A 25,182-nucleotide genomic window follows, 5' to 3' on the forward strand; every position below is an offset into this window, starting at 1 on the left:
GGAATCGGCGCGCCAGGCGGATTCCGCGGAGGCGCGGTCTACCGGCGCGGGCCGGGGAATCCCCGGGCGGCTCCGCCGGAAGTTTCCAGAATGTTGCGCCATCCCGACCTCTTTTTGAATGGATTTTTGAGGATTAAACTTGCCAATATGAAATATTTCGATCAGGCCCCGATCTTCAAGCTCTATGGCGGCCGCGAGGAATGGTCCAGGGCGGAGCGGGTGCACTGCGAGACCATCGCTTCGCGCAGCCGATTGCACAATTGGCATATCCGCCCCCACCGTCATTCGGGCCTCTACCAGATTCTCTACCTGCACCGGGGCCGGGCCGTCGTCTGCCTGGACGAAGCGCGGCATGCCGTGACAGGCCCCGCGATCGTCGAAGTGCCCCAGGCCTTCGTGCACGGATTCGAGTTCGACGAAAACTGCATGGGCCACGTCGTGACGATCGCCTATCCTCTGCTGGCGCACCTGGCCCAGATCCTGGGCCCGCGCGCCGCCCCGCCGGCGCAGCCCGTCATCCACGCGCTGGGGCGCGGCAGCGGTACGGGCCTGCGCGATGCCTTTGCGCACCTGAATGCCCATTACCTGTCCCAGGACGATTTCCGTGACGCACGGATCGAAGCCTGGCTGACGCTGATCTACGCGCGGCTGCGCAGCCAGCGCTCCGGAGCGGATCCCGGCGGGCCGCCCCGCGCCCGGAGCCTGGAACACCACACCCGCTTCAGCGAGCTGCTCGAATCCTCGTACACCAGGCACCACGACGTGGCGTGGTACGCAGCGCAGATGGGCATGACCGCCGCCCACCTGAACGTCATCACCCGCACCCATGCCGGCAAATCCCCGCTGCAGCTGATCCATGAGCGGCTGGCGCTGGAAGCGGGACGCAGCCTGGTCTATACCTCGATGACCATCGGTGAAATCTCGGATGCGCTGGGTTTTTCAGAACCCGCTCATTTCACGCGATTCTTCCGCAAGGCGGCCGGAGAATCGCCGCGCGCCTTCCGACAGCGCGCCTGGGACCAGGGCAGCGCAGCCGTGCAGCCCGGCGGCCGGGATCAGTTCCCGGCGGAATCACCCACGGCGGCCTCGGTCCGCGCATCGTCGCGCACAAAGGCCCGCCGGTCGATGCCGTAGCGCCGCAGCTTGTCGTAGAGCGTCTTGCGCGGCAGCCCCAGCGCCTCGATCGTGCCGCGGATCTCGCCGCCGTGCGCGGCCAGGGCTTCGCGGATCAGCTCGGCCTCGTAGCGCTCGACGCGCTCGGGCAGGCTGCCGGCAGCCGGCGCGGGCGTGGCCGGATCGCTGGCTGGCGTCTGCTGCACGCCCAGCGCGCAGCGGTCCGCGAAATGCGCCAGTTCGCGGACATTGCCCGGCCAGTCATGGCTCATCAGATGGCGCAACAATGCGGAATCCATCGGCGGCACCGGGCAGCCGAAACGGCGGGCGGCCAGGCCGGCGAAATGGGCGAACAGCACCGGGATGTCTTCGCGTCGTTCCCGCAGCGGCGGGATGTTCACCGTCACGACATTGAGCCGGTAGTACAGATCCTCGCGAAAGCGCGCGCGCATGGCCGGATCGCCCAGGTCGGCCTTGGTGGCGGCGACCACCCGCAGGTCCACGGCCCGCTGTTCGTTGGTGCCCAGGGGGGCAACCTGCCGGGTTTCCAGCACCCGCAGCAGGCGCACCTGCATCGCCGGAGACATGCTCTCGATCTCGTCGAGGAACAGCGTGCCCCCGTCGGCATGCTCGATGCGGCCCACCCGGCGCTTCTGCGCGCCCGTGAAGGCCCCCGCCTCGTGGCCGAACAGCTCGCTCTCGATCACCGACTCGGGCAGCGCGCCGCAGTTGATGGCGACAAAGGGCGCATCCCGCCGGCGGCTGAGCCGGTGCAGAACCTGGGCCACGACTTCCTTGCCGCTGCCGGTCTCGCCATGCACCAGCACGTCCACGTCGGCGTCGGCCACATGCCGCAGCAGTTCGCGGATCCGCACGATGGCCGGCGCATTGCCGATCAGCATCGACTCGGCGGCATCGGCTCCGCCCGGGGCCTGTGCCCGCAACCGGCGGTTCTCCAGCACCAGCCGCCGCTGGGCCGTACCGTGCCGGATGGCGGCGAGCAGCCTTTCGGGCGCATAGGGCTTGGACAGGAAGTCGTAGGCTCCCTCGCGCATGGCGCCCACCGCCATCTCGATATCGCCATGGCCGGTGATGAGGATCACCGGAATCTCGGGATCCAGCCGCCGCACGTGCCTGAACAGCGTCAGGCCATCCATGTCGGCCATGCGCACGTCGGTGACCAGGACACCGGAAAAAGTGTCGGCAAGGATATCCAGCGCTTCCTGCGCGCTGGCGCAGGCCCGCACGGATACGCCCTGTAGATCGAGCGCCTGGGCATTGGCGTCGCGCACGTCCTCGTCATCGTCGACGAACACCACCTCCATCGGATTCATTCCATGTCCTCCATCGCGTCCAGGGCCACCTCGAACGCCGCGCCCTCGGGAACGTCCAGGACTTCCAGCGTGCCGCCGAATTCGGCAAGGATGTCGCGCGAGATCACCAACCCCAAGCCCACGCCCTGTGCCCGGGTGGTGAAGAACGGCGTGAACAGCCGCTCGCGCACGTCGGGATCGACCCCGGGGCCATTGTCCTGGATCCGTACCCGGACCTGCGCGCCGTTGCGTTCCACGCTCAGGCGGATGCCCGGATGCGCCGTATCCGCGAGCGCCTCGAGCGCGTTGTGCAGCAGATTGACGAAGACCTGCTCCAGCCGCATGGCGTCGGCCCGCACCCGGGGGGACGGCCGCCCGGCACGCGCGTCTTCCAGGCGCACGCCCTGCCGCCCCAGGCGCGGCCCCGCAAGCATCAGCGCGCCATCCAGCGCCGCATCGAGCTCGACCGTCCCGATGCATGCGGTCCGCTTGCGGGAGAACGCCCGCAGTTCCTGGGTGATGCCGCCGATCCGCTCGGTCAGCCGGGCGATCGTCGACAGGTTCGCGCTCACCTTGTCTGCCTGCCCGCGCCGCAGGAACTCGCCTGCATTGTCGGCATAGGTCCGGATTGCACCGACCGGCTGATTGATTTCGTGCGCCACACCCGCCGCCACCTGCCCCAGCAGCGACAGCTTGTTCGCCTGGACCAGCTCGTCCTGCATTTCGTGCAAGCGCGCCTCGGCACGGCGGCGTTCGTCGATCTCGGCCCGCAGCCGCTCGTTGGCATGCCGCAATTCGCCGGTACGCGCACGCACCTCGGCCTCGAGCGCATCGCGCGCGGCCAGCAACGCCCGGGCCCGGCGGCGCCGCTGCACGGCCCACCACCCTGCCATGGCCGTGAGCGCCAGGGCCAGCAGGGCCAAAGCCTGGGCGGTCAGTTCGGCCTGGGCCAGCGCGGCCGAAACGGGCTTGAGCAGGTGCAGGCGCCAGCCATCCATGCGCGCCAGCGGCTGTTCGACATGCAGGACCTGCGTGCCCTTTTCCAGGCCGGCGGCAGCGCGCGTCAGACGCAGCAGGGGTACCGGGGACTCGCCCTGGTCCACCAGCATCGGATCGAGGGGCAAGAGGTCCAGGGGCGCCGCGCCGAACTGCAGGCTGGCACGGACCCGGACGGCCTCGGCCGGCGACATCGGCCGGGCCACCCGGTAATGCCAGTCTTCCGGATACCCCAGCAGCACCACATGCCGCCGGTCGGTCACGAACTGCGGCATGCCGCTGCGGGCCCAGGCGGATTCCAGGTCGCGGAAACCGATCTTGAGCACGACCACCCCCAGCGGCCCCTGCGCGCCGTCGATCCGGCGCGACAGATACAGGCCAGCCTCATGGCTCACCACCCCGAGGGCGAAGTGCACGCCGTCGCGGGCATCCATGGCATCCGTGAAATACGGCCGGAAACGATAATCATGGCCGACGAAAGAATCCGGCTCACGCCAGTTGCTGGCCGCCACCGTCCAGCCCGTCGCATCGAGCACATACAGGATGGCGGGCCCCAGCTCGCTGCCCAATGCCTCCAGTCGGCGGCTGAGGCCGTCCAGCGCCTTCGGCGTGGGCGATGCCAGTACCGCAGCCAGCGCCGTATCCTGCGCCAGCACGCGCGGAATGGCGTGAAACTTGTCGAGCTTGTGGCTCAGCGCGGCAAGGCTCAGCTGCGCCGCGGCGCGGGCCTGGGACTCCAGATCCCGCAAGGCGCGCTCGCGGGCCCAGGCCCCGACCCCCAGAAGCAACGCCACCAGCAAGCCGATACCCGCGACTGCCAGCAGCCAGCGCGCTGCCCAGGCGGGGAAACGGCGCCATGGGGCGCGCGAGGTGGAGGGCAGGTTCTGGGAAGGCATGTCGTGCGTGGCGGAATTTCGGACATTCTACTGCACGCATGTGCGAAATTCCGCCACACCCCGCCCATCTGGCCCGGGCGCAGACTCCCGCATTCTGGAAAAAATTCTTTTTTGTCAATGCATTGGAAAGAATACCCATGTACATGAAAAAATTGGCACGGGGATTGCTTTGGCTGTGTCCAGCAGGCCTGGCGGCAGGTGCCGCCTTTCCTTGAGAAAAACGCCGGAAAAGACGAGCCGGACTCGTCCCGTCCGGCACCTGTCTGGAGACACGGACCATGCTCGACACCCCGACCCGCGCCGTCCCCGCGCGCAAGCCCCGGTTCTACCGGATCCTCTACGTCCAGGTACTGTTCGCCATCGCCATCGGCATCCTGCTCGGGCACTACGCGCCCAGCCTGGGCGAATCCATGAAGCCCCTGGGAGACGGCTTCATCAAGCTCGTCAAGATGATCATCGCACCCGTGATCTTCCTGACCGTGACGACCGGCATCGCCGCCATGAGCGACCTGAAGAAAGTGGGCCGCGTCACGGGCAAGGCCATGCTGTATTTCTTCACGTTCTCGACCCTGGCCCTGGTCATCGGCATGATCGTCAGCCACGTCGTGCAGCCCGGCGCCGGCATGCACATCGACCCCGCGTCCCTGGACCAGGGCGCGGTGGCCACCTACGTCAGCAAGGCGCATGCGTCCACCATCAGCGGCTTCCTGATGAACATCATCCCGGCCACGATGTTCAGCCCGTTCGTCAGCGGCGACATCCTCCAGGTGCTGTTCATCGCCGTGCTGTTCGGCATCGCCCTGGCCATCATCGGCGAGCGCGCCAAGCCGGTGCTGGACCTGCTCACGGCCCTGGCCAGCCCCGTCTTCAAGATCGTCGAGATCCTGATGAAGGCCGCCCCCATCGGCGCCTTCGGCGCCATGGCCTTCACCATCGGCAAATACGGCATCGGATCGGTGCTGAACCTGGCGATGCTGGTGGGCACGTTCTACGTCACGGCCGTGCTGTTCGTGGTGGTCGTCCTGGGCGCGGTGGCCCGCTACAACGGATTCTCGATCCTCAGGCTGGTGCGCTACATCCGCGAGGAACTGCTGCTGGTCCTGGGCACCAGTTCCTCGGAAGCCGCCCTGCCCACCCTGATGCAGAAGATGGAAGGCGCCGGCTGTTCGAAGTCGGTCGTGGGGCTGGTGATCCCCACGGGCTATTCCTTCAACCTGGACGGCACCAACATCTACATGACCATGGCGGCCCTGTTCATCGCCCAGGCCTGCGACATCCCCCTGAGCCTGGGCGACCAGATCCTGCTGTTGCTGGTGGCCATGCTCAGTTCCAAGGGCGCGGCCGGCGTCACCGGCGCCGGCTTCATCACGCTGGCGGCCACGCTTTCGGTGATCCCCTCGGTGCCGGTCGCCGGCATGGCCCTGATCCTGGGCGTGGACCGATTCATGTCGGAATGCCGCGCCCTGACCAACCTGGTGGGCAATGCCACCGCCACCGTGGTCGTGGCCCGATGGGAAGGCGAACTGGACAAGCGCCGCCTGGACGAGGCCCTGTCCCAGGGATCGGTTCCGCTGGACACGGACGTCCATCCCCAGCCGATCGGCCAGGCCGGGACAGGAAGCCAGGTCCAGGCGGCCTGAGGCAGCCTCGCCCCGCATGCCGGCGCTCCAGCGGAGCGCCGGATGAAAAACGCCGGCCTGATGGCCGGCGTTGTCTTGCACGGCAAACTACATCAGAAGAACCCGAGCGCGTCCGGGCTGTAGCTGACCAGCAGGCACTTGGTCTGCTGATAGGCGTTCAGCGCCATCTTGTGGGTCTCGCGCCCGATGCCGGACTGCTTGTAGCCGCCGAAGGCCGCATGCGCCGGGTACAGGTGATAGCAGTTGGTCCAGATCCTGCCGGCCTGGACCTGGCGCCCGACGCGATAGGCCTGAGAGCCGTCGCGCGTCCACACCCCTGCCCCCAGGCCGTAATCGGTGTCGTTGGCGATGGCGATGGCCTCGTCTTCGTCCTTGAAGGTCATGACCGAGGCCACCGGCCCGAAGATCTCTTCCTGGAAGACGCGCATGTCGTTCTGGCCGAACAACAGCGTAGGCTTGACATAGAAGCCCTGGTCCAGCCCCGCCCCGGGCACGTTGCGCGCACCGCCCGTCAGGCAGCGGGCGCCTTCCTCGCGGCCGATATCGATATAGCCGAGGATCTTGTCCATCTGGGCCTTGGATACCTGGGCGCCCAGCATGGTGGAGGCATCCAGGGGGTGGCCTGTCTTCATGGATTCGACCCGCTTGATGGCGCGCTCGATGAAGCGCTCGTAGATCGATTCCTGGATCAGGATGCGCGAGGGGCAGGTGCAGACTTCACCCTGGTTCAGGGCGAACATGCTCAGGCCTTCCAGGGCCTTGTCGAAGAAGGCGTCGTCCTGGTCCATCACATTGGCGAAGAAGATGTTCGGGCTCTTGCCGCCCAGTTCCACCGTGCTGGGAATCAGGTTGTCGGCGGCCGCATGCAGGATGTGCCTGCCGGTGGGCGTCGAGCCGGTGAAGGCGATCTTGGCGATGCGCTTGCTGGAAGCAAGGGCCGCGCCGGCTTCCTTGCCGAAGCCGTTGACGATGTTGAGCACGCCCGCCGGCAGCAGATCGCCGATCAGTTCCATCAGCACCAGGATCGAGGCGGGGGTCTGCTCCGCGGGCTTGAGCACCACGCAGTTGCCCGCCGCCAGGGCCGGACCGAGCTTCCAGGCAGCCATCAGCAGGGGAAAATTCCACGGAATGATTTGCCCCACGACTCCCATGGGCTCGTGAAAATGATAGGCCACCGTGGTCTTGTCGATTTCCGAGATCCCGCCTTCCTGGGCACGGATGCAGCCGGCGAAATAACGCAGGTGATCGATGGCCAGCGGCAGGTCGGCCGCCATGGTCTCGCGCAGCGGCTTGCCGTTGTCGATGGTCTCGGCCACGGCCAGCAGGCGCAGGTTCTGTTCCATGCGGTCGGCGATGCGCAGCAGCACGCCGGCGCGTTCCATCACCGAGGTCTCACCCCAGGCCTTGCGCGCCGCATGGGCGGCATCCAGGGCGGCTTCGACATCGGCCGCATCCGAGCGCGGAACCTCGCAGAACGCCTGCCCGGTGATCGGCGACAGATTGTCGAAATACTGCCCCCCGGCCGGCGCCACCCAGCGCCCGCCGATATAGTTCTCGTAGTGTTTCTTGTAGGGAAAGCCGATATCGATGCCAAAGTGCTTCAGGTCGGTCATGTCCATGTCTCTGTCTCCTTGGTCGCGGGCCGGCCCCGTGCGGGGCCTGACCCAGGCGCGCCGCCGCGGCATGCGGCGGGGCTCTCTTCCGATAAAGCAAAGACCATGCCAATCCATGCCGGATACGGCAGCCGCGATACCCGGAATGCCCGGCCACCGCCTGCGGCTCCGGTCTTTCAAAGACCCTCCGGCGATGGCATACTGAAAAGAATCGGCTTTCAAAACATGGACTTGTCGCATTTTGCGACAATCCGCGCCGCATGCGGCGACAATCTTTGCTGCGGACCGCGACAGTGTCCGCACCATCCGGCCGGAGGACGACTCCCATGCAGACACCGCCCACGATCCAGCTGGCAGCAGGCCCTCGCCCGCAGGCCGCAACGCGCATTCACCAGTCCTGGGCGCGTTGCGCCGAACTGGACCCTGCCCTGCTGGCCGATCCCAATCCCCTGCCCCGCGCCGACCTGGACCTGCGCCGCGAGGCCCATCGCGATCTGCTGCGCCTGGCCGAGCCGAACCTCGGCGCTCTGGGCGCGCTGGCGGACTCGGCCCACAGCGTCGTGCTGCTGGCTGACCCCAGCGGCCTGATCCTGCACGAACGCGGCAGCCGCAGCTTCCGGGACAAGGCGCGCCGCGTGGCGCTGCAACCCGGCGTCAGCTGGGCCGAACCCCAGCGCGGCACCAATGCCATCGGCACGGCCCTGCACGACGGCCGGGCCGTGCGCATCCATGGTGCCGAGCATTTCCTGGCCTGCAACAGCATCCTCAGCTGTCACGCGGCGCCCATATTTTCCGCTGCGGGCGAAATCCTCGGCATCCTCGATCTGTCATGCCCGGCCGACGACAAGCGCGATTACCTGCTGGCCCTGGTGCAGCGCATGGCGCGCGGCATCGCCGATCAGATCCTCGGCGAAAGCCCGCTGCGCCGGCTGGATTTCCGCCTGGGCCGGGGGCAGGAAGACGACACCCGCGCCATTCTGCTGCTGGACGACGACGCCCGCATCGCCGGTGCCAACGAGGCCGCACTGCAGGCCCTGAACGCGGACTGGAGCCGCCTGATCGGCACGCCGTGCGCGCAATGGATCGACGGACCGCTGCACACCCGCGATGCGCCGCTGCATCGCCACGACGGCCAGCCCCTCACCGGGCGCCTGGTCGTTCCGCCGCGCACGCCGGCGCGCCCTGCCCCGGTTGCCCGGCCCGCGGTTCCGGCCGCCACCCGCCCGAAGGCCCGCCCGCTGCCCGCGCCCGACGCCATCAGCAGCCCCCTGCTGGACCAGGCCGTGCGCGCGCTGGATGCCGGCCTGGCCGTCCTTCTGTGCGGCGAGACCGGCACCGGCAAGGAAGTCCTGTCGCGCCATATCCACGCCCGCAGCGCCTGGCAGGCCGGCCCTTTCGTCGCCATCAACTGCGCGGCCCTGCCCGAACACCTGATCGAATCCGAACTCTTCGGCTATGAGCCGGGCGCGTTCACCGGCGCGCGGCGCGAAGGTTCGCGCGGTCTGCTGCGGCAGGCGCAGGGTGGCGTGCTGTTCCTGGACGAGATCGGCGACATGCCGCTGGGACTGCAGACCCGACTGCTGCGGGTCCTGCAGGAACGCGAGGTCCAGCCCCTGGGGTCGGACAAGCGCGTTCCCCTGGAATTCGGCCTGATCAGCGCCAGCCACCAGGATCTGAAGGCGCTGGTGGCCCAGGGCCGGTTCCGCGCCGACCTGTACTATCGGCTGCAGGACATGCCGCTGCATCTGCCGCCGCTGCGTGCGCGGCCCGACCTGGCGGCCTTCATCGACGAGTCTTACCGGGCGCTGGAAGGCCGCCTGTGCGCCGACGCGATCGATGCGCTGGCCCGCCACGGCTGGCCGGGCAACTACCGGGAACTCTTCAGCGTGCTGCGCCGGCTGCGCTGCCAGCACCCGGGGGCCGCCCCCATCGGCGTCGAGGACCTGCCCGGCGACATAGCACCGCCGGCCCCGGCCACGGCCGGGCGTCCCGGACACGATCCGATCGCGGCAGCATCCGCAACGCCACCGGCGTATCGGCTCGACATGCCCCGTGACGGCGAAGACCTGCCTTCCGGCGACGGCGCCTGCGGCGATCCCGAAGCTGATCCTGGCCTGCGCGCACTGGAACGGCGGGCCATCGAGCAGGCCCTGCGCGCCAGCCAGGGCAACGTCAGCCGCGCTGCACGCCGCCTGGGCATCCACCGCAGCACGCTGTACCGCAAGCTGAAATAAAAAGGGACCGCTGAAAGCGGCCCCCTTGCTGCGCAGCCTGCGGCTGCTTGCTGCCCCCCGAGGGGGTGTTTTTGCCTTGGGGCGGCCCTGCGGCAAAAAGGCGGCCCCCTTGCTGCGCAGCCTGCGGCTGCTTGCTGCCCCCCGAGGGGGTGTTTTTGCCTTGGGGCGGCCCTGCGACAAAAAGGCGGCCCCCTTGCTGCGCAGCCTGCGGCTGCGCTTTACCTGCCTTACTGGCCTTCGAGGAAGGACTTCAGCTTGTCGGCGCGGCTGGGGTGGCGCAGCTTGCGCAGGGCCTTGGCCTCGATCTGGCGGATGCGCTCGCGGGTGACGTCGAACTGCTTACCGACTTCTTCCAGGGTCTGGTCGGTGCTCATCTCGATGCCGAAGCGCATGCGCAGGACCTTGGCTTCGCGCGGGGTGAGCGAATCCAGGACTTCCTTGACGACGTCGCGCATGGAACCATGCAGCGCCGAATCCGACGGCGAGACGGTGCCGGTGTCCTCGATGAAGTCGCCCAGGTGGGAATCGTCGTCGTCGCCGATGGGGGTTTCCATCGAGATCGGTTCCTTGGCGATCTTCAGGATCTTGCGGACCTTGTCTTCGGGCATGTCCATCTTCTGCGCCAGGGTGGCGGGATCCGGCTCGGCGCCGGTTTCCTGCAGGATCTGGCGGTTGATCCGGTTCATCTTGTTGATCGTCTCGATCATGTGCACCGGAATGCGGATGGTGCGCGCCTGATCGGCGATCGAGCGGGTGATGGCCTGCCGGATCCACCACGTGGCATAGGTGGAGAACTTGTAGCCGCGGCGGTACTCGAACTTGTCCACGGCCTTCATCAGGCCGATATTGCCTTCCTGGATCAGGTCGAGGAACTGCAGCCCGCGGTTGGTGTATTTCTTGGCGATGGAAATCACCAGACGCAGGTTGGCTTCGGTCATTTCGCGCTTGGCCTTGCGGGCCTTGGCCTCGCCGGTGGCCATGCGCTTGTTGACGTCCTTCAGGTCTTTCAGGGGCAGCACCACGTTGCGCTGCAGCTCGATCAGCTTCTGCTGGATTTCCTGGATCGCCGGCGCGTGGCGCGCCAGGGTCTCGGAATAATCGTGGCCGGCCGCGACTTCCTCGTCCACCCAGTTGAGATTGGTCTCGTTGCCGGGGAAGGCCTTGATGAAGTGGTTGCGCGGCATGCCGGCGCGGTTCACGCAGATCGCCATGGCGGCGCGTTCCTGGGCACGGACTTCGGCGACCTGCGCGCGCAGGGCATCGGCCAGGCGCTCGACCATCTTCGCGGTGAAGCGCACGCCCATCAGCTGGGAGTGGATGGCCTCGCGCGCCTGGACATAGGCGGCGGAACGGTAGCCTTCGGTCTCGAAGGCCACGCGCATCTTGTCGAACCAGACCTCGACCTCGTCGAAGATCTTGAGAGCCTTGGTGCGCAGGTATTCCAGCTGCTTGCTGCTCATGCCGCCGGCAGGGCCGTCGTCGTCGTCGGAAGCCACGCCCGAGCCGGCGTAGTCTTCGCCTTCCTCGTCGACCAGGCCGTCCACGACCTCGTCGATCTGGGCGGAGCCTTCGCGCACGCGGCGCACGTGTTCCAGGATTTCGTTGACCGTGGTCGGGCAGGCCGCGATGGCCATGACCATGTGCTTGAGGCCGTCCTCGATACGCTTGGCGATCTCGATCTCGCCTTCACGGGTGAGGAGTTCGACCGTGCCCATCTCGCGCATGTACATGCGCACCGGATCGGTCGTGCGCCCGAAATCCGAATCCACGGTGGTCAGGGCGGCCTCGGCCTCGTCCTCGACGTCGTCATCGCTGGCGGCCGTGGGCACGTTGTCGCTCATCAGCAGGGTTTCGGCGTCCGGAGCCTGGTCGTAGACCGAGATCCCCATGTCGCTGAACGTGCTGATGATGCCGTCGATGGCCTCGGCGTCGACCAGGTCGTCGGGCAGGTGATCGTTGATTTCCCCGTAGGTGAGGTAGCCGCGGTCCTTGCCGAGCTTGATCAGGATCTTCAGGCGGTTGCGCCGGGCTTCCTGCTCTTCGGGCGTCATCTGGCTGCGCGACGGGCTGTCCTTTTCGCCCTTGGCGCGCTTGCCGCCGCGCTTGGGCAGGGGCTTGAGATCGGGGATGACCTCGCCGTCCTCGACGTCGTCGTCCACGTAGTCGCTGCCGTCATTGCCGGCATTCTTGGCCGGGCGGCCGGGTTTGCGCCCCGACGGAGCAGCCTTGGCGGCACGCGGCTTGGACGCGGCGGCCTTCTTGGCGGCCGCAGGTTTTTCAGCCGTTTTTTCAACTGCCGTCTTGCGCACGGCCTTTTTCGCCGTGGCGGCTTCGGGCACCGCAGTCGCCCCGGCCGACTTCACCTCGGCTTCGGGCGCGATACCCGCCGCCTTGGTTTTCTTGGCAGCCGTTTTTTTGGCGGCCGCAGAGGCCTTGCCAGTTCCTTGGGTCATGTGTGGGTTCCGTAGACGCGACAACTTATTGAAAACCATGTAGTTTACTGCACTTGCGAGGAAGAATCATCCCACCCCGGCCTTGAGCCGGGCCAGCCGGCGGCTGAGCTCCTGATAGCGGCGGCGGTCTTCCGCCGTCGCCAGCCCGGACGCGATCAGCCGGTCGCATTGATCCTGCACCGCCTGGCGTTCGATGGCCCGCAGGGCATCGTCCCATTCGGCCTGCGGGTCGGGTAGGTCCTGCGCCATGAGTTCGGTGGACAGGTCCTGGATCGCCCGCGCGAGATCCGATTCGGGCTCGGCGGCCTGCAGCAAGGCCCCCGCATGCGCAGCGCCGCAGGCGCTGGCCAGCCCGATCAGCTCCCTCACCAAACCCAGATGGGGATGATGGGCCAGTAATTCAAGCTGCTGGTCCCCCAGCCCCGCCACCAGGCCGGGGTGCGCCAGCAGCAGGCGCAGCAGTCGCCGCGCCATGGGCGTGACCTGCCGCGACCCGCCTGCCCGGCGCGGCCTGCGGCCGGATTCGCGCGCGGCACGCGGCGGGGCCTGGTCCAGCCAGGGCGGGATGGCGTCCAGGCTGGCCCCCGCGCCCGGATCCTCGCTGTCGAGCCACGCAGCGCCTTCCGGCGCCGCCGCATGCGGGCCTTCCGGGGAGGAAAACCGTGCCGGACTGCTGGCGCCCGGGCCGGGCGCCCCCCCCTGCCCCGCGGGCCGCCCCTCGCCGGCCGCCTGCCCCGCCGCCAGGAGCTGCGACAGTTCCTCGGGCGTCAGACGGACCAGGCGGGCGAATTCCCGTTCCAGCTGCAGGCGGAATCCGCCTTCGGGCATCTGCGCGAACAGCGGCCGGGCTTCGTGCACGCAGGCAGCCCGGCCCTCGGCCTCGCCCAGATCGTGGCGCGAACCCAGCTCGTCGAGCATGAAGCGCGACAGGGGGATCGCCTCGTCGAGATAGGCGCGCAGGGCCTGGATGCCATGGGCCCGCACATAGGAATCCGGGTCGTGGCCCTCGGGCAGGAACAGGAAGCGCATCGAGATGTCTTCGGCCACCCAGGGCAGGCAGGCCTGCAGGGCACGCCAGGCGGCCTTGCGCCCGGCGCCGTCGCCATCGAAGCTGAAGACGATGCGGTCGCTGGCGCGGCGCAGCTTGCGCAGGTGTTCCGGCGTGGTGGATGTGCCCAGCGTCGCCACGGCATTGTTCAGCCCGTACTGGGCCAGGGCCACGACATCCATGTAACCCTCGACCACCATCACGCAGCCCTCGGCGCGGATGCCGGTGCGCGCCTCGTGCAGGCCGTAGAGCTCACTGCCCTTGGAAAACAGGCTGGTCTCGGGCGAATTCAGGTACTTGGGCTCACCCGGCTCGATCAGCCGGCCGCCGAAACCGATCAACTGCCCGCGCTGATTGTGGATCGGGAACATGATCCGGCCGCGGAAGCGGTCGTGGCGCCGGCCGTCCTCGGATTCGATCACCAGCCCCGATTCCAGCAAGGCGGGATCCTCGTAGTGCGTGAAGACCGCTGCCAGCCCGCGCCGGTCCCGGCCAGCCCAGCCCAGGCCGAAACGGGCGGCGACCTCGCCGCTCAGGCCCCTGCGCTTGAGGTATTCGATGGCCTCGGGCGCCTGCTTCAGGGCGGCGCGATAGTGCGCCTGCGCCTGGTCCAGGATGCGCTGCTGGCGCGAGCCTTCTTCGCGGCGCTCGCGCTCGGCCGCACGCTGGCGGGGGCTGCGGGGCTCTTCCGGCACGGTCATGCCGACGCTGGCCGCAAGGCTGCGCACGGCCTCGGGGAACGGCGCCCCGGTGTGCTCGGTCAGGAACCGCAGCGCGGTTCCGTGCGCGCCGCAGCCGAAGCAATGGTAGAACTGCTTGGTCGGGCTGACGGTGAACGACGGCGTCTTTTCATTGTGAAAAGGGCACAAACCCAGCAGGTTTGCGCCCCCTTTGCGCAGCTTGACGTACCGGCCGACGACGTCGACGATATCGACGCGCGCAAGCAGTTCCTGAATGAAGGAATCAGGAATCAATCAATAGAGTCGCGGCGGCAGTTGTTGGCTGCGGATGCGCTTGTAGTGGCGCTTGACGGCGGCGGCGCGCTTGCGCTTGCGTTCGGCGGTGGGCTTTTCATAAAACTCGCGCGAACGCAGCTCGGTCAGCAGACCGGTCTTTTCGATGGTGCGCTTGAAGCGCCGCAGGGCAGCCTCGAAGGGCTCGTTTTCTTTGAGGCGGACAATCGGCATGTAAATCCTTGAAAGCCTGTAAGGTTCATGAACGTCGGAAGCAAGGCATCCGGTGCGCTCACGGTAAAGTTAAAGGGAAATTCCTGATTAGACGGAAGATTCTAACATGAAACCAGGGGCATGACCATGCTGCCGGCGCGCAAGAATCCCCGCCGCGCGAAGCGGCGGCCCGCCCACCGGATCACTTCGACTCGGGATACGCCGTGCGCACGCCCTTGCGGATCCAGGATTCCAGCTGGTGCGGCCGCAGGCTGTCGTAGTCCTCGAACGGCTGGTGGATCCAGGGATTGGTGGGCAGGTGCTCGACGAAGTAATCGGGCTGGACCTGGGCGTGGCCCTTTTGCCAGAGCACGGCCGTGCGCAGTTCGGTGATGCCGGGGAACTGCTTGACCAGGTGGTCGCGCACCCGGGTGAAGGTCAGGCCCGTATCGACCATGTCGTCCACCAGCAGCACCCGGCCGTCCAGCGTGCCGCGCGTGATCGTGATGAACTGGGCGATATCGAGCTGCCCCTGGATCGTGCCCGCGGCTTCGCGGTAGCTGCTGGTCGCCAGGATGCCCAGCGGCAGATCGAAGATGCGCGACAGCACGTCTCCCACCCGCACGCCGCCGCGCGCCAGGCAGAGGATCTTGTCGAAGGTCCAGCCTGATTCATGGACTTGCAGGGCCAGGCGCTCGATCAGGCCGTGGTACTGTTCCCAGCTGACCCAGAGGTCTCGCTCCGTGCTCGGTGGCATGTTCATCGGTATTTCCCGTTCAGATGAAGAAGAAAGAAAAAACCGCAAGCGGACTTGCGGTTTCGGTTTTTTCCCGGCGCATCAACCCTGCAGGGGGTTGCGCAGGACGATGGTTTCCAGCCGGTCGGGGCCGGTCGAAACCATGTCGATGGGCACGTCGCAGACCTCGGCGATGCGTTCGAGGTAACGGCGCGCATTGACCGGCAGCTTGTCGTATTCGGTGATGCCCACCGTGGATTCCGACCAGCCGGCCATTTCCTCGAGCACGGGTTCGGCTTCGGCGGCGGCATGGGCGCCATACGGCAGGACGTCCAGGAACTTGCCCTTGTAGCGATAGCCCACCCCGATCTTGAGCTGCTCGACGCCGTCGAGCACGTCCAGCTTGGTGATGCACAGGCCGGTCAGGCCGTTGATCATGACCGAGCGCTTCATGGCCGCGCCGTCGAACCAGCCGCAGCGGCGCGGACGGCCGGTGACCGAGCCGAATTCCTTGCCCACCGTGGCCAGGCGCAGGCCGGTGTCGTCCAGCAGTTCGGTCGGGAACGGGCCCGAACCGACGCGCGTGGTGTAGGCCTTGGCAATGCCAAGAACATAGTCCAGGGCCTGCGGACCGACGCCCGAGCCGGCCGCAGCCGCACCCGCCACGCAGTTGCTGCTGGTGACGAAGGGATAGGTGCCGTGGTCGATGTCCAGCAGCGTGCCCTGGGCGCCTTCGAAGAGCAGGTTGTGCCCGGCGCGGCGCGCGATGTGCAGGTTGCTGGAGACGTCGGCCACCATGGGTTCGAGCTGCGGCGCCAGGGCCATGACCTGGTCGCGCACCTGGGCGGCATCCACAGGCTTGGCGCCCAGGTACTGCGTCAGCACGAAATTGTGGTAATCGAGGACTTCGGCGAGCTTTTCGTCGAACACGGCCGGATCGTAGAGATCCTGGACGCGCAGGGCGCGGCGCGCGACCTTGTCTTCGTAGGCGGGACCGATGCCGCGGCCCGTGGTGCCGATCTTGCCTTCGCCCTTGCGGGCCTCGCGGGCCTGGTCCAGGGCCACGTGGTAGGGCAGGATCAGCGGGCAGGCGGCGGAGATCTGCAGACGCGAGCGCACGTCGAGCCCGGCGGCCTCGAGCTCGCCGATCTCGGCCAGCAGGGCCTCGGGCGAGAGGACCACGCCGTTGCCGATGTAGCAGGTGACGTGCGGGTGCATGATGCCCGACGGAATCAGGCGCAGGATGGTCTTGCGGCCGTTGATCCACAGGGTGTGGCCGGCATTGTGCCCACCCTGGAAGCGCACGACGCCCTGGGCCGACTCGGCCAGCCAGTCGACGATCTTGCCCTTGCCTTCGTCACCCCACTGGGTGCCGATCACGACGATGTTCTTGCTCATAAGCTTTTCGAAAGGCGACGGAATGCCGCCATGGGAAACGGGTTAGTTTATACCATTGGTGACAGTGCCCGAAGACAACGCCTTCAGGCGGCGCCTTCCAGGGGTCGCAAGGCCCAGCCGTCGCCGGTGGCGACCAGTTCCTGGTCCACGAAGAATTCGTCCGGGCACTGGGGCTCGCCCGGCAGCGCCTGGATCACGACGCGGCCCTGGCTGCGCAGCGCGCGGATGGCTTCGGCCAGGGCCGGATCGTCGGACCAGGGCGCGCGGATGGCCTGGATCGGCTGCGCGTCGGGCAGGCCCGCGGACAGCTTGCGCAGATCCAGGCTGAAGCCGGTGGCCGGGCGGGCGCGGCCGAACTTGCGTCCGATGCCATCGTAGCGGCCGCCACGCACCAGGGCGTCGTGCCAGCCCGCGGCATAGATGGCGAACATGACCCCGGAGTGATAGCCGTAGCCACCGCCCATGTCCGCGAGGTCCAGTGCGATCGGCGCATCCGGCAGGGCCGCGCACAAGGTGCGCAGGTCGTCCAGGGCGGCCAGCACGGCCGGCAGCCCGGGCAGGCACTCGCGGGCGCGGTCCAGCACCGGCAGGCCGCCGTACAGCGTAGTCAGGATCCGCAGCGCGTCCAGGCTGTCGGCACGCGCGCCGCATTCGGCGCACAAGGCCTCGAGGCCGGGGACGTCCTTGGCGCTGAGCAGCGCGAAGACCGCATCCGCGGCCTCGGCCAGGGCCGGATCGGCATCCACCAGCGCCCGGCCGATGCCGGGGTGGTTCAGGTCCAGGCGCGGCTGGCGCACACCGGCGCGACGCACGGATTCCAGCGCCAGGCGGATGGATTCGATGTCGGCCTGGACGCCCGCGTGGCCGAAGATTTCGGCGCCGATCTGCAGCAGCTCGCGATCGGACAACAGGCCGGCCGCGCGCGCATGCACCACCGGCCCGCAATAGCACAGCCGTGTGACGCCTTCGCGGTTGAGCAGGTGGGCATCGATGCGCGAGACCTGGATGGTCATGTCGGCACGCACGCCCATGGTCAGCCCGGAAAGCTGATCCACCAGCTTGCAGGTGCGCAGGCGCAGGGCCTCGTCGTCGGCCGGCATCAGCGAATCCAGGTATTCCACCATCGGCGGCGCGACCAGCTCGAAGCCGTAGGTACGGTACAGGTCCAGCAATTCGCGGCGCAGGTCCTCGATGCGGCGCGCTTCGGCGGGCAGGACGTCCGACAGGTTTTCCGGCAATAGCCAGCTTGACATCATGGTCTGTCGATCCTCGTTCAGCGGACGGCGGGCTGCGCGGCGGTCTTGCCGCCTCCGGCGCGATCCCAGAAGCGGAAGAAATCCGAATCCGGACTCAGGACCAGGGTGCCGCTGCGGTCGGCGAAGGCCGAACGGTACGCGTCGAGGCTCTTGTAGAAGCTGTAGAACTCGGGATCCTGGCCGTAGGACTTGGCGTAGATGGCGGCCGCAGTGGCATCGCCTTCGCCGCGCTTGGCCTGGGACTCGGCATAGGCCTTGGCCAGGATTTCCTGGCGCTTGCGGTCGGCTTCCGCACGAATGCGTTCGCTGTCGGCGGCGCCGCTGGCCCGCAGGCGGTTGGCTTCCTGCTTGCGCTCGGCTTCCATGCGCCGGTAGACGGATTCGGAGATCTCGGGCGCGAAATCGATGCGCCGCAGGCGCACGTCGACCACATCCACGCCCAGGGGCTTGGCACGGCGCGCCACGGCCGTCTGGATTTCCTTCATGATGGTGTCGCGGTCGCTGGAGACGACCTGCTTGACCGTGCGCACGTTGACGGCGGCGTTCAATGCATCGCGGATCTGCGCCTGCAGGCGCTCGACCGCGGCATTGCTGTTGGCACCGAAGGTGACGTAGTACTGGCGGGGATCGGCGATGCGCCACTTGACGAAGGAGTCGATCAGCAGGTTCTTCTTTTCGGCGGTCTGGATGCGTTCCGGATCGCGCGTCTCGATGGTCTGCAGCCGCTTGTCGAGGTAGACGACGTTTTCGAAAGGCGGCGGGAACTTGAAGTACAGCCCGGGCTCGGTGATGGTTTCGCGGACTTCACCCAGGGCGAACAGGAGCGCGGAATCACGCTCGCGCACGACGAACATGCACGAAGACAGCACCGCGACCAGCACGACCAGACCGACCAGGGCGGGGAAAAAGCGTTGCATCTTGGGCTCCTAGTTCGAATACGGGCTGGTCATCAGGCTGTCGAGGCCGGACGGCACGCCGCGCTGCGACGCGCGGCCGGACCCGGATTGCCCCTGGGCAGCCTGCGCGGCTCCGGCCGCGGCCGATGCCGACCCGCCGGCATCGCGCGAACCCGACGACGAGGAACCCCCGGCCGCGCGCGCGGCCTGGCCCATGATCTTGTCGAGCGGCAGGTAGAGCATGTTGTTGCCCACCGGCGCATCGATCATGACCTTGGCGCTTTCGCTCAGGATGTCCTGCATGGTTTCCAGGTACAGGCGCTCGCGGGTGACGCCGGGCGCCTTGGCGTATTCGGCGGCGATGCTGTCGAAGCGCGAGGTGTCGCCCTGGGCCTGGCCGATGACCTGGGCGCTGTAGCCCTCGGATTCCTGGATCATGCGGGCTGCCTGGCCTTCGGCCTCGGGGATGACCCTGCTGGCATAGGCATTGCCTTCGTTGATCTGCCGCTCGCGGTCCTGGCCGGCCTTGACGGCATCGTCGAACGCGGCCTGGACCTGCTCGGGCGGCTGGACGTTCTGGATGGCCACGGTGGAAATCTGGATGCCGGTCTTGTAGCGATCCAGGATGGACTGCGCCAGGGACTGAACTTCGGACGCGACTTCGGTACGGCCCGAATACAGGACGAAGTCCATGGGCTTGCGGCCGACGATCTCGCGCATGGCGGTCTCGGCGGCCTGGCGCACCGATTCATCGGGCTGGCTGGTGTTGAACAGGTAGGCCGGCGCACCGTCGGGCAGCAGCCGGTATTGGACCACGAACTGCACGTCGACGATGTTCTCGTCGTTGGTGAGCATCAGCGATTCGGACAGCACCTTGTTGCGCGACGAGCCCCGGAAGCCGACTTCGAAGGTGCGCAGCTGGGCGATGTTGACCTGCTGGGAGGCTTCGATGGGATACGGCAGGCGCCACTGCAGGCCCGGGTTGAGCGTCTTGACGTACTGTCCGAAGCGGGTGACGACGGCCACCTGGCCTTCCTGGACGATCATGAAACCGCTGGCAAGCCACAGCAGGATGGCCGCCACGACCAGCAGCAGCACGAAACGGGGCGACGGGCCCGGCAGGGACGGCAGGCCGCCACCCGAGGGCATGCGGGGACCGCGTCCGCCGCCGCGGCGGCCGAACAGGCCGTTCAGCCGCTTGCTGAAGTCGCGCCAGACTTCGTCCAGATCGGGGGGACCGGAAGGCTGATCGGGTTTGCCGCGGGAGTCGTCGTCCTGGTTCTGGCCGCCCCGCCCCCAGCCCGGATCATTCAGGTTGAACAGTTTCATCAAACGCATTGTTTCCCGTAGGCTCCCCACCAAATTCAACGATCGACTGCCGCAAGCCGTCCAGCCCGCTGCGCTGCAAGGCGCTGACAAAGACTCGCGCAATCGTACCATGTTCGTTTCGCTCGACCCGGGGTTCATACCCCGCCCTGTCGATTTTGTTGTAGACCAGGATCTGCGGAATTTCGTGGGCTTCGATGTCCTGCAGGACCTGGTTGACCGCCATGGCCTGCTCGTCGCGCTGCGGGCTGGCGGCGTCGATCACGTGCAGCAGCAAGTCGGCGTGGACGGTTTCTTCGAGCGTCGCCCGGAAGGCCGCGATCAGCATCGGCGGCAGGGACCGGATGAAACCCACGGTATCGGATACGACGACCTGCCCCGCGCCCTCGATCCAGACACGGCGGGTCGTGGTGTCCAGCGTAGCGAAAAGCTGGTCGGCCGCATAGGCGTCGGCCCGGGTCAGGGCATTGAACAGGGTGGACTTGCCCGCGTTGGTGTAGCCGACCAGGGAGACCGACAGGGTCTTGCCGCGCACCCGCGCGCGGCGCTGGGTCAGGCGCTGGCGCTGGACGCGGTCCAGGCGTTCCTTCAGGGCGCGCACGCGCACGCCGATCAGGCGGCGGTCGGTCTCGAGCTGCGATTCGCCGGGGCCGCGCACGCCGATCCCGCCGCGCTGGCGCTCCAGGTGGGTCCACATCCGGGTCAGCCGGGTGGACAGGTGCTGCAGCTGGGCGAGCTCGACCTGGAGCTTGCCCTCGTGGCTCTTGGCGCGCAGGGCGAAGATGTCTAGGATCAGGGCCACCCGGTCGACGACCCGAACCTCGAAGTGGCGTTCCAGGTTGCGCTGCTGGGCGGGCGTGAGCGCCTGGTCGAACAGCACCACCTCTGCCCCGGTGGCCTTGACCAGGGCGGCGGCTTCCTCGATCTTGCCCGAACCGATGAAGCCCGCGGCATCCGGCCGGGAGCGCCGGGCGGTGAGCACCTCGACGATGTCGGCGCCCGCCCCGCTCGCGAGCATCAGGAATTCCTCGGCATGGGCCGCGTAGTCGGGTTCGCCCAGGTCGACGCTGATGACGAGCGACTTCATGGCAGCGTGCCCGTCACGCGGCGCAGGCCACAAAACGAATGCCCGCCGCGGCAGGGCGCGCGGCGGGCCGGGAAGAGAGGCTGCGGCGAATTATTCGGCAGAGTCGTCCACCTGGAAGGAAACGGGACGGGCAGGCACGACAGTGGAAATGGCGTGCTTGTAGACCATCTGGGTGACCGTGTTGCGCAGCAACACGACGTATTGATCGAAGGACTCGACCTGGCCTTGCAGCTTGATCCCGTTGACCAGGTAGATCGAGACTGGAACGTGGTCCTTGCGCAAGGCGTTCAGGAATGGGTCTTGGAGAATTTGCCCTTTGTTGCTCATGGCCGAGGCTCCGGTTATTGAAGTTATGGTGGAGGATCTATTTTAATGCGTTTCGATATTGATGCATTGCAGCGACGGCGCCGGCTCAGGCCGGCGGCAGCGCGCGCAGCGCGGCGCACAGGCGGGCGCATTGTTCCGGCGTGCCCACGGTGATGCGCAGGTGCTGGTCGATGCGCGGCGAGCGGAAATGCCGCACCAGGATGCCGGTCTCGCGCAGGCTGGCGGCGATCGCGGCCGCGTCGCGGCCCGGATGCCGGGCGAAGACGAAATTGGCCTGCGAAGGCAGGACATCGAACCCCAGGTCGCCCAGGTCGCGCGCCAGTTGCTCGCGCGCTTCGATCACGGCCCGCCGGGTGCGGTCGAACCAGGCTTCGTCTTCGATCGCCGCCTGGGCTCCGGCCAGGGCCACGCGGTCCAGGGGATAGGAATTGAAGCTGTCCTTCACCCGCGTCAGGCCCGCGATCAGGTCGGCCTGCCCCAGGGCGTATCCCACTCGCAGGCCCGCCAATGAGCGGGACTTGGACAAGGTATGGATCACCAGGATGTTGGGGCATTCGCCGATCAGCGCGGCCGCCGATTCCGCGCCGAAATCCACGTAGGCCTCGTCGACCACCACGGCACTGTCGGGGTGCGCCCGTGCGATGGCCGCGATCTCGTCCAGGGACAGGGCGCGACCGGTGGGTGCATTGGGATTGGCGAAGATGATGCCGGCGGGTTCCGGATCGGCCGGCCGGGTGTAGTCGCCGGCCCTCAGGACGAATTCCTCGTCGAGGGGAATCAGCCGGTGCGGCACGTCGTACAGGCGGCAGTAGGTCTTGTAGAAGCTGTAGGTCACGTCGGGCAGCCACAAGGGCCGTCCGCCGCGCAGGAAGAATGCGTTGAACACATGGGCCAGGATCTCGTCCGAGCCGTTGCCCAGGAACACCTGCCCGGGCGTCAGGCCGAAGCGGCGCGCAATCGTGCCGCGCAGGCCCTGCGCCTGGTAGTCGGGATACAGGCGCATGTCGTCGGACAGGGCGGCGCGCATGGCCTCGATCGCCTTGGGCGAAGGCCCGTACGGATTCTCGTTGGTATTCAGCTTCAGCAGGTTCGGGATGCGGGCCTGCTCGCCCGGCACGTAGGGAACCAGGCTGGCGATGTGATCGCTCCAGAGCGTGCTCACGTCTCGTCCTTCAGGTAGGGATTGCGAGAAGATTTGAATTCCACCGACAGCGGCGTGCCGGCGAGCTTGAAGGCTTCGCGGAACTGGCCTTCGAGGTAGCGGCGATAGGAATCCGGGACCGCGTCCAGGGCGTTGCCGTGGATGATGATGCGCGGCGGATTCTGGCCGCCCTGGTGGGCGTAGCGCATCTTCGGCCGGAAAATGCCCTTGCGCGGTGGCGGCTGCTGCTCCACGGCGGCCTGCAGGGTACGGGTGAGCCTGGGGGTGGACAGCTTGGCGAAGGCGGCGGCATGGGCCGCGTCCACGGCCTTGAGCACGGCGCCGACACCCTGCCCCTTCAGGGCCGACAGGTGCAGCACGCGGGCGAAGGACAGGAAACGCAGCTTGCGGTCGTACTCGCGCTGCACCCATTCGCGCTGCTCGCGGTCCACCGCGTCCCATTTGTTCAGACCCACGACCAGAGCGCGGCCTGTCTCGGTGATGAAACCGGCGATGTGGGCATCCTGGTCGGAAATACCTTCGCGCGCATCGATCAGCAGCAGCACGACGTTGGCGGCCTCGATGGCCTGCAGCGTCTTGATGACCGAGAACTTTTCCACGGTCTCGAAGACCTTGCCCCGGCGGCGCAGGCCGGCGGTGTCGATCAGCGTGTAGCGACGGTCGCCACGCTCGAATTCGATCTCGATGGCGTCGCGCGTGGTTCCCGGCAGGTCGTAGGCGATGACGCGGTCCTCGCCCACCAGGGTGTTGATCAACGTGGACTTGCCGACGTTCGGCCGGCCGGCGATGGCGAGCTTGATGCGATGATCGGGTTCGCCGCCGTCTTTTGCTTCCTCGGGGCTCTCGCCGGCCTGCGCAGCACGCTCGGCCAGCAGCGGGGCGAGCGCCTCGTCGGCCAGGGCCGCCACGCCGTCGCCGTGGGCTGCCGAGATCGGATGCGGCTCGCCCAGCCCCAGTTCGTGGAATTGGGCCAGGTCGGCATGGTGGCGCATGCCTTCGGCCTTGTTCACGGCCAGCAGCACGCGCTGACCGGATTTGCGCAGCAGGCGGGCGATCTCGTGGTCATGGGCGTTGATGCCTTCGCGCCCATCCACCAGGAAGATCACCACGTCGGATTCGGCAATGGCCTGGGCCGTCTGGCGGGCCATCTCGACCAGGATGCCGCGTGTGGCGACCGGCTCGAAACCGCCGGTGTCGACCACGATGTAAGGATATTCGCCCACCCGCCCTTCGCCATAGTGGCGGTCGCGGGTCAGCCCGGAGATGTTCGCCACCAGCGCCGCGCGCGAACGCGTCAGGCGGTTGAACAGGGTCGATTTGCCGACATTCGTGCGCCCGACCAGGGCCACGACCGGCTTGAAGCGAGTATCAGCCACCGACGCCCACCAGGATCAGCTTGCCATCGCCCGTCTGGACCACCACCCCGCGCGGAGTGGACACCAGGGCGGAGACGACCGGCCCGCCGCCCACCAGCAGCCGGGCCATCAGGGTGCCGTCGGCGCGCGACAGGAAATGCACGTAGCCTTCGTAGTCGCCCACGGCCACGGCGGAACCCGCCGGCGCGGGCGCACCCAGGCGGCGGTTGAGCAACGCGCCCTGCTTCCAGAACTCGTGGCCATCCTTCAGGTCGAGGGCGTGAACCACATCGCGCGCATCGGCCAGATAGAGACGCTGGCCATCGGTGTGCATGCCGGTCGCGGACGAGATTTCCTGGGACCAGACGGCGCGCCCGCCCTGGGACACGTCGAAGCAGGTCGTGCGGCCCTGGTAGCTGACACCGCACAACAGGGGGCCGGCGACGACGGGTTCGCCGACCACGTCGGTGATGCGTTCGAGATCGGAGGCACCCCGCGAGGTGGAGACCGTGCCTTCCCAGCGCACGGCGCCGGAGGCTGCGTCGATCACCATCAGGCGGCCATTGGGCATGCCGGCGATCAGCAGGTTGGGCACCGACAGCATGCGGATGCTGGTGCGCAGCGCCAGCGCGGGCCCGGGGCGCTGGACATTCCAGCGCAGCTTGCCGGAGGCCGCATCGAAGGCCTGGATTCGGTAGTCGGTGGTGCGTACGGCCACAATGCCGTTGCCCACGGTGGGCGGCACGTTGACGGCGCTGGCGGCCTGGCTGCGCCAGAGTTCCTTGCCCTGGGCGTCGTAGGCGATGACCATGCCCGACTGGCTGACCACGGCAACCACTCTTCCGTCGCTGCCTGCCCCGGCGGACAGCGGGCCGGCATCGATGCGCCAGCGCAACGCACCCGAGGAGGCATCCACCGCCGCCACGGCCCCGGAAGGCGTCGCGGCATACAGGGTGTCACCCACCAGTTCGGGCGAGAAACCATAGCCGCCCCCGCTGCCGATCGAGGCCGACCAGCGCGCCGACACCGCCAGAGAGGGCGCGTAGTCGGTCAGCGGCGCGGGGTCGAAGCGGGCATCGGAATGGGAAAACAGGCCGCAACCGGACAGCCCGGCGGCGACCAGGCCGACGAGCGCCGCACGAAACAGACGGGAGGTGGATCGCATGA

Annotated in this window: 19 protein-coding genes; 3 read left to right on the plus strand and 16 right to left on the minus strand. The window is 67.6% G+C overall.

Annotated features, from left to right (window positions below; translation table 11 throughout):
• Positions 1-147: 147 nt before the first annotated feature.
• Entirely contained in the window at positions 148-1,134 is a 987-nt protein-coding gene (locus ABD022_RS03000; RefSeq protein ID WP_325124165.1) for a helix-turn-helix domain-containing protein, read from the plus strand.
• Here ABD022_RS03000 and ABD022_RS03005 read toward each other — a convergent pair.
• Positions 1,056-2,447, minus strand: coding sequence for a sigma-54-dependent transcriptional regulator (locus ABD022_RS03005; RefSeq protein WP_414647399.1), 1,392 nt, complete (start codon positions 2,445-2,447; stop codon positions 1,056-1,058). The two genes, ABD022_RS03000 and ABD022_RS03005, sit on opposite strands and share 79 nt — an antisense overlap.
• A complete protein-coding gene (locus ABD022_RS03010) occupies positions 2,444-4,318 on the minus strand; it encodes an ATP-binding protein (RefSeq protein WP_343819973.1) in 1,875 nt (624 codons plus the stop codon). The genes ABD022_RS03005 and ABD022_RS03010 overlap by 4 nt, the downstream gene beginning before the upstream one ends.
• 278 nt (positions 4,319-4,596) lie before the next feature.
• On the opposite strand from ABD022_RS03010, the gene ABD022_RS03015 reads away from it, so the two are divergent.
• The gene (locus ABD022_RS03015; RefSeq protein WP_325124163.1) at positions 4,597-5,958 is read left to right on the plus strand and encodes a dicarboxylate/amino acid:cation symporter; all 1,362 of its coding nucleotides are present in this window, start codon (positions 4,597-4,599) and stop codon (positions 5,956-5,958) included.
• 92 nt (positions 5,959-6,050) lie between these two features.
• Here ABD022_RS03015 and exaC read toward each other — a convergent pair whose 3' ends face one another.
• The gene (gene exaC / locus ABD022_RS03020) at positions 6,051-7,577 is read right to left on the minus strand and encodes an acetaldehyde dehydrogenase ExaC (protein WP_343819975.1); all 1,527 of its coding nucleotides are present in this window, start codon (positions 7,575-7,577) and stop codon (positions 6,051-6,053) included.
• 320 nt (positions 7,578-7,897) lie between these two features.
• On the opposite strand from exaC, the gene ABD022_RS03025 reads away from it, so the two are divergent.
• Positions 7,898-9,805, plus strand: coding sequence for a sigma-54-dependent Fis family transcriptional regulator (locus ABD022_RS03025; protein WP_343819976.1), 1,908 nt, complete (start codon positions 7,898-7,900; stop codon positions 9,803-9,805).
• Positions 9,806-10,032: 227 nt separating this feature from the next.
• Here ABD022_RS03025 and rpoD read toward each other — a convergent pair whose 3' ends face one another.
• The 13 genes from rpoD to bamB form a co-directional block, all read right to left on the minus strand.
• On the minus strand, positions 10,033-12,258 hold the full coding sequence (gene rpoD / locus ABD022_RS03030; protein WP_325124160.1) for an RNA polymerase sigma factor RpoD: 2,226 nt from the start codon (positions 12,256-12,258) through the stop codon (positions 10,033-10,035).
• Between the two features lie 66 nt (positions 12,259-12,324).
• Entirely contained in the window at positions 12,325-14,280 is a 1,956-nt protein-coding gene (dnaG, locus tag ABD022_RS03035; RefSeq protein WP_343819978.1) for a DNA primase, read from the minus strand.
• On the minus strand, positions 14,281-14,493 hold the full coding sequence (gene rpsU, locus ABD022_RS03040) for a 30S ribosomal protein S21 (RefSeq protein ID WP_043681943.1): 213 nt from the start codon (positions 14,491-14,493) through the stop codon (positions 14,281-14,283).
• Positions 14,494-14,674: 181 nt separating this feature from the next.
• Positions 14,675-15,235, minus strand: a complete 561-nt coding sequence (locus ABD022_RS03045; protein WP_325124158.1) for a phosphoribosyltransferase — start codon at positions 15,233-15,235, stop codon at positions 14,675-14,677.
• A gap of 75 nt (positions 15,236-15,310) precedes the next feature.
• Positions 15,311-16,606, minus strand: a complete 1,296-nt coding sequence (locus tag ABD022_RS03050) for an adenylosuccinate synthase (protein WP_325124157.1) — start codon at positions 16,604-16,606, stop codon at positions 15,311-15,313.
• 83 nt (positions 16,607-16,689) lie between these two features.
• A complete protein-coding gene (locus tag ABD022_RS03055; protein ID WP_343820186.1) occupies positions 16,690-17,859 on the minus strand; it encodes an ATP phosphoribosyltransferase regulatory subunit in 1,170 nt (389 codons plus the stop codon).
• Between the two features lie 20 nt (positions 17,860-17,879).
• Positions 17,880-18,779 (minus strand): protease modulator HflC, encoded by a 900-nt coding sequence (hflC, locus tag ABD022_RS03060; protein ID WP_325124156.1) that lies wholly within the window; start codon positions 18,777-18,779, stop codon positions 17,880-17,882.
• A 9-nt stretch (positions 18,780-18,788) separates the two neighbouring features.
• Positions 18,789-20,096, minus strand: a complete 1,308-nt coding sequence (gene hflK / locus ABD022_RS03065) for an FtsH protease activity modulator HflK (RefSeq protein ID WP_325124155.1) — start codon at positions 20,094-20,096, stop codon at positions 18,789-18,791.
• A complete protein-coding gene (hflX, locus tag ABD022_RS03070) occupies positions 20,065-21,171 on the minus strand; it encodes a GTPase HflX (RefSeq protein WP_325124154.1) in 1,107 nt (368 codons plus the stop codon). Before hflX ends, hflK begins: the two co-directional genes overlap by 32 nt.
• A gap of 90 nt (positions 21,172-21,261) precedes the next feature.
• Positions 21,262-21,498, minus strand: coding sequence for an RNA chaperone Hfq (hfq, locus tag ABD022_RS03075; protein WP_043681925.1), 237 nt, complete (start codon positions 21,496-21,498; stop codon positions 21,262-21,264).
• Between the two features lie 85 nt (positions 21,499-21,583).
• Positions 21,584-22,660, minus strand: coding sequence for a histidinol-phosphate transaminase (gene hisC / locus ABD022_RS03080; protein WP_325124153.1), 1,077 nt, complete (start codon positions 22,658-22,660; stop codon positions 21,584-21,586).
• The gene (gene der / locus ABD022_RS03085) at positions 22,657-24,036 is read right to left on the minus strand and encodes a ribosome biogenesis GTPase Der (RefSeq protein ID WP_325124152.1); all 1,380 of its coding nucleotides are present in this window, start codon (positions 24,034-24,036) and stop codon (positions 22,657-22,659) included. Before der ends, hisC begins: the two co-directional genes overlap by 4 nt.
• Positions 24,029-25,180 carry an outer membrane protein assembly factor BamB gene (gene bamB, locus ABD022_RS03090; protein WP_325124151.1) on the minus strand — a complete coding sequence of 384 codons (1,152 nt, stop codon included), beginning with the start codon at positions 25,178-25,180 and terminating at the stop codon, positions 24,029-24,031. Before bamB ends, der begins: the two co-directional genes overlap by 8 nt.
• Positions 25,181-25,182: the final 2 nt, after the last annotated feature.

It is taken from the genome of Castellaniella daejeonensis, assembly GCF_039523555.1.
GTDB lineage: Bacteria > Pseudomonadota > Gammaproteobacteria > Burkholderiales > Burkholderiaceae_B > Castellaniella > Castellaniella daejeonensis.

Bases quoted from the DNA above. Each gene is read 5' to 3' on its own strand.
- ABD022_RS03055 (WP_343820186.1), bottom strand. From the start codon at position 17,859: ATGTCAAGCTGGCTATTGCCGGAAAACCTGTCGGACGTCCTGCCCGCC.
- ABD022_RS03025 (WP_343819976.1), top strand. From the start codon at position 7,898: ATGCAGACACCGCCCACGATCCAGCTGGCAGCAGGCCCTCGCCCGCAG.
- ABD022_RS03015 (WP_325124163.1), top strand. From the start codon at position 4,597: ATGCTCGACACCCCGACCCGCGCCGTCCCCGCGCGCAAGCCCCGGTTC.
- hflX (WP_325124154.1), bottom strand. From the start codon at position 21,171: ATGAAGTCGCTCGTCATCAGCGTCGACCTGGGCGAACCCGACTACGCG.
- ABD022_RS03050 (WP_325124157.1), bottom strand. From the start codon at position 16,606: ATGAGCAAGAACATCGTCGTGATCGGCACCCAGTGGGGTGACGAAGGC.
- rpsU (WP_043681943.1), bottom strand. From the start codon at position 14,493: ATGCCGATTGTCCGCCTCAAAGAAAACGAGCCCTTCGAGGCTGCCCTG.
- ABD022_RS03000 (WP_325124165.1), top strand. From the start codon at position 148: ATGAAATATTTCGATCAGGCCCCGATCTTCAAGCTCTATGGCGGCCGC.
- hflK (WP_325124155.1), bottom strand. From the start codon at position 20,096: ATGCGTTTGATGAAACTGTTCAACCTGAATGATCCGGGCTGGGGGCGG.
- bamB (WP_325124151.1), bottom strand. From the start codon at position 25,180: ATGCGATCCACCTCCCGTCTGTTTCGTGCGGCGCTCGTCGGCCTGGTC.
- hflC (WP_325124156.1), bottom strand. From the start codon at position 18,779: ATGCAACGCTTTTTCCCCGCCCTGGTCGGTCTGGTCGTGCTGGTCGCG.
- ABD022_RS03010 (WP_343819973.1), bottom strand. From the start codon at position 4,318: ATGCCTTCCCAGAACCTGCCCTCCACCTCGCGCGCCCCATGGCGCCGT.
- rpoD (WP_325124160.1), bottom strand. From the start codon at position 12,258: ATGACCCAAGGAACTGGCAAGGCCTCTGCGGCCGCCAAAAAAACGGCT.
- ABD022_RS03005 (WP_414647399.1), bottom strand. From the start codon at position 2,447: ATGAATCCGATGGAGGTGGTGTTCGTCGACGATGACGAGGACGTGCGC.
- hfq (WP_043681925.1), bottom strand. From the start codon at position 21,498: ATGAGCAACAAAGGGCAAATTCTCCAAGACCCATTCCTGAACGCCTTG.
- ABD022_RS03045 (WP_325124158.1), bottom strand. From the start codon at position 15,235: ATGAACATGCCACCGAGCACGGAGCGAGACCTCTGGGTCAGCTGGGAA.
- exaC (WP_343819975.1), bottom strand. From the start codon at position 7,577: ATGGACATGACCGACCTGAAGCACTTTGGCATCGATATCGGCTTTCCC.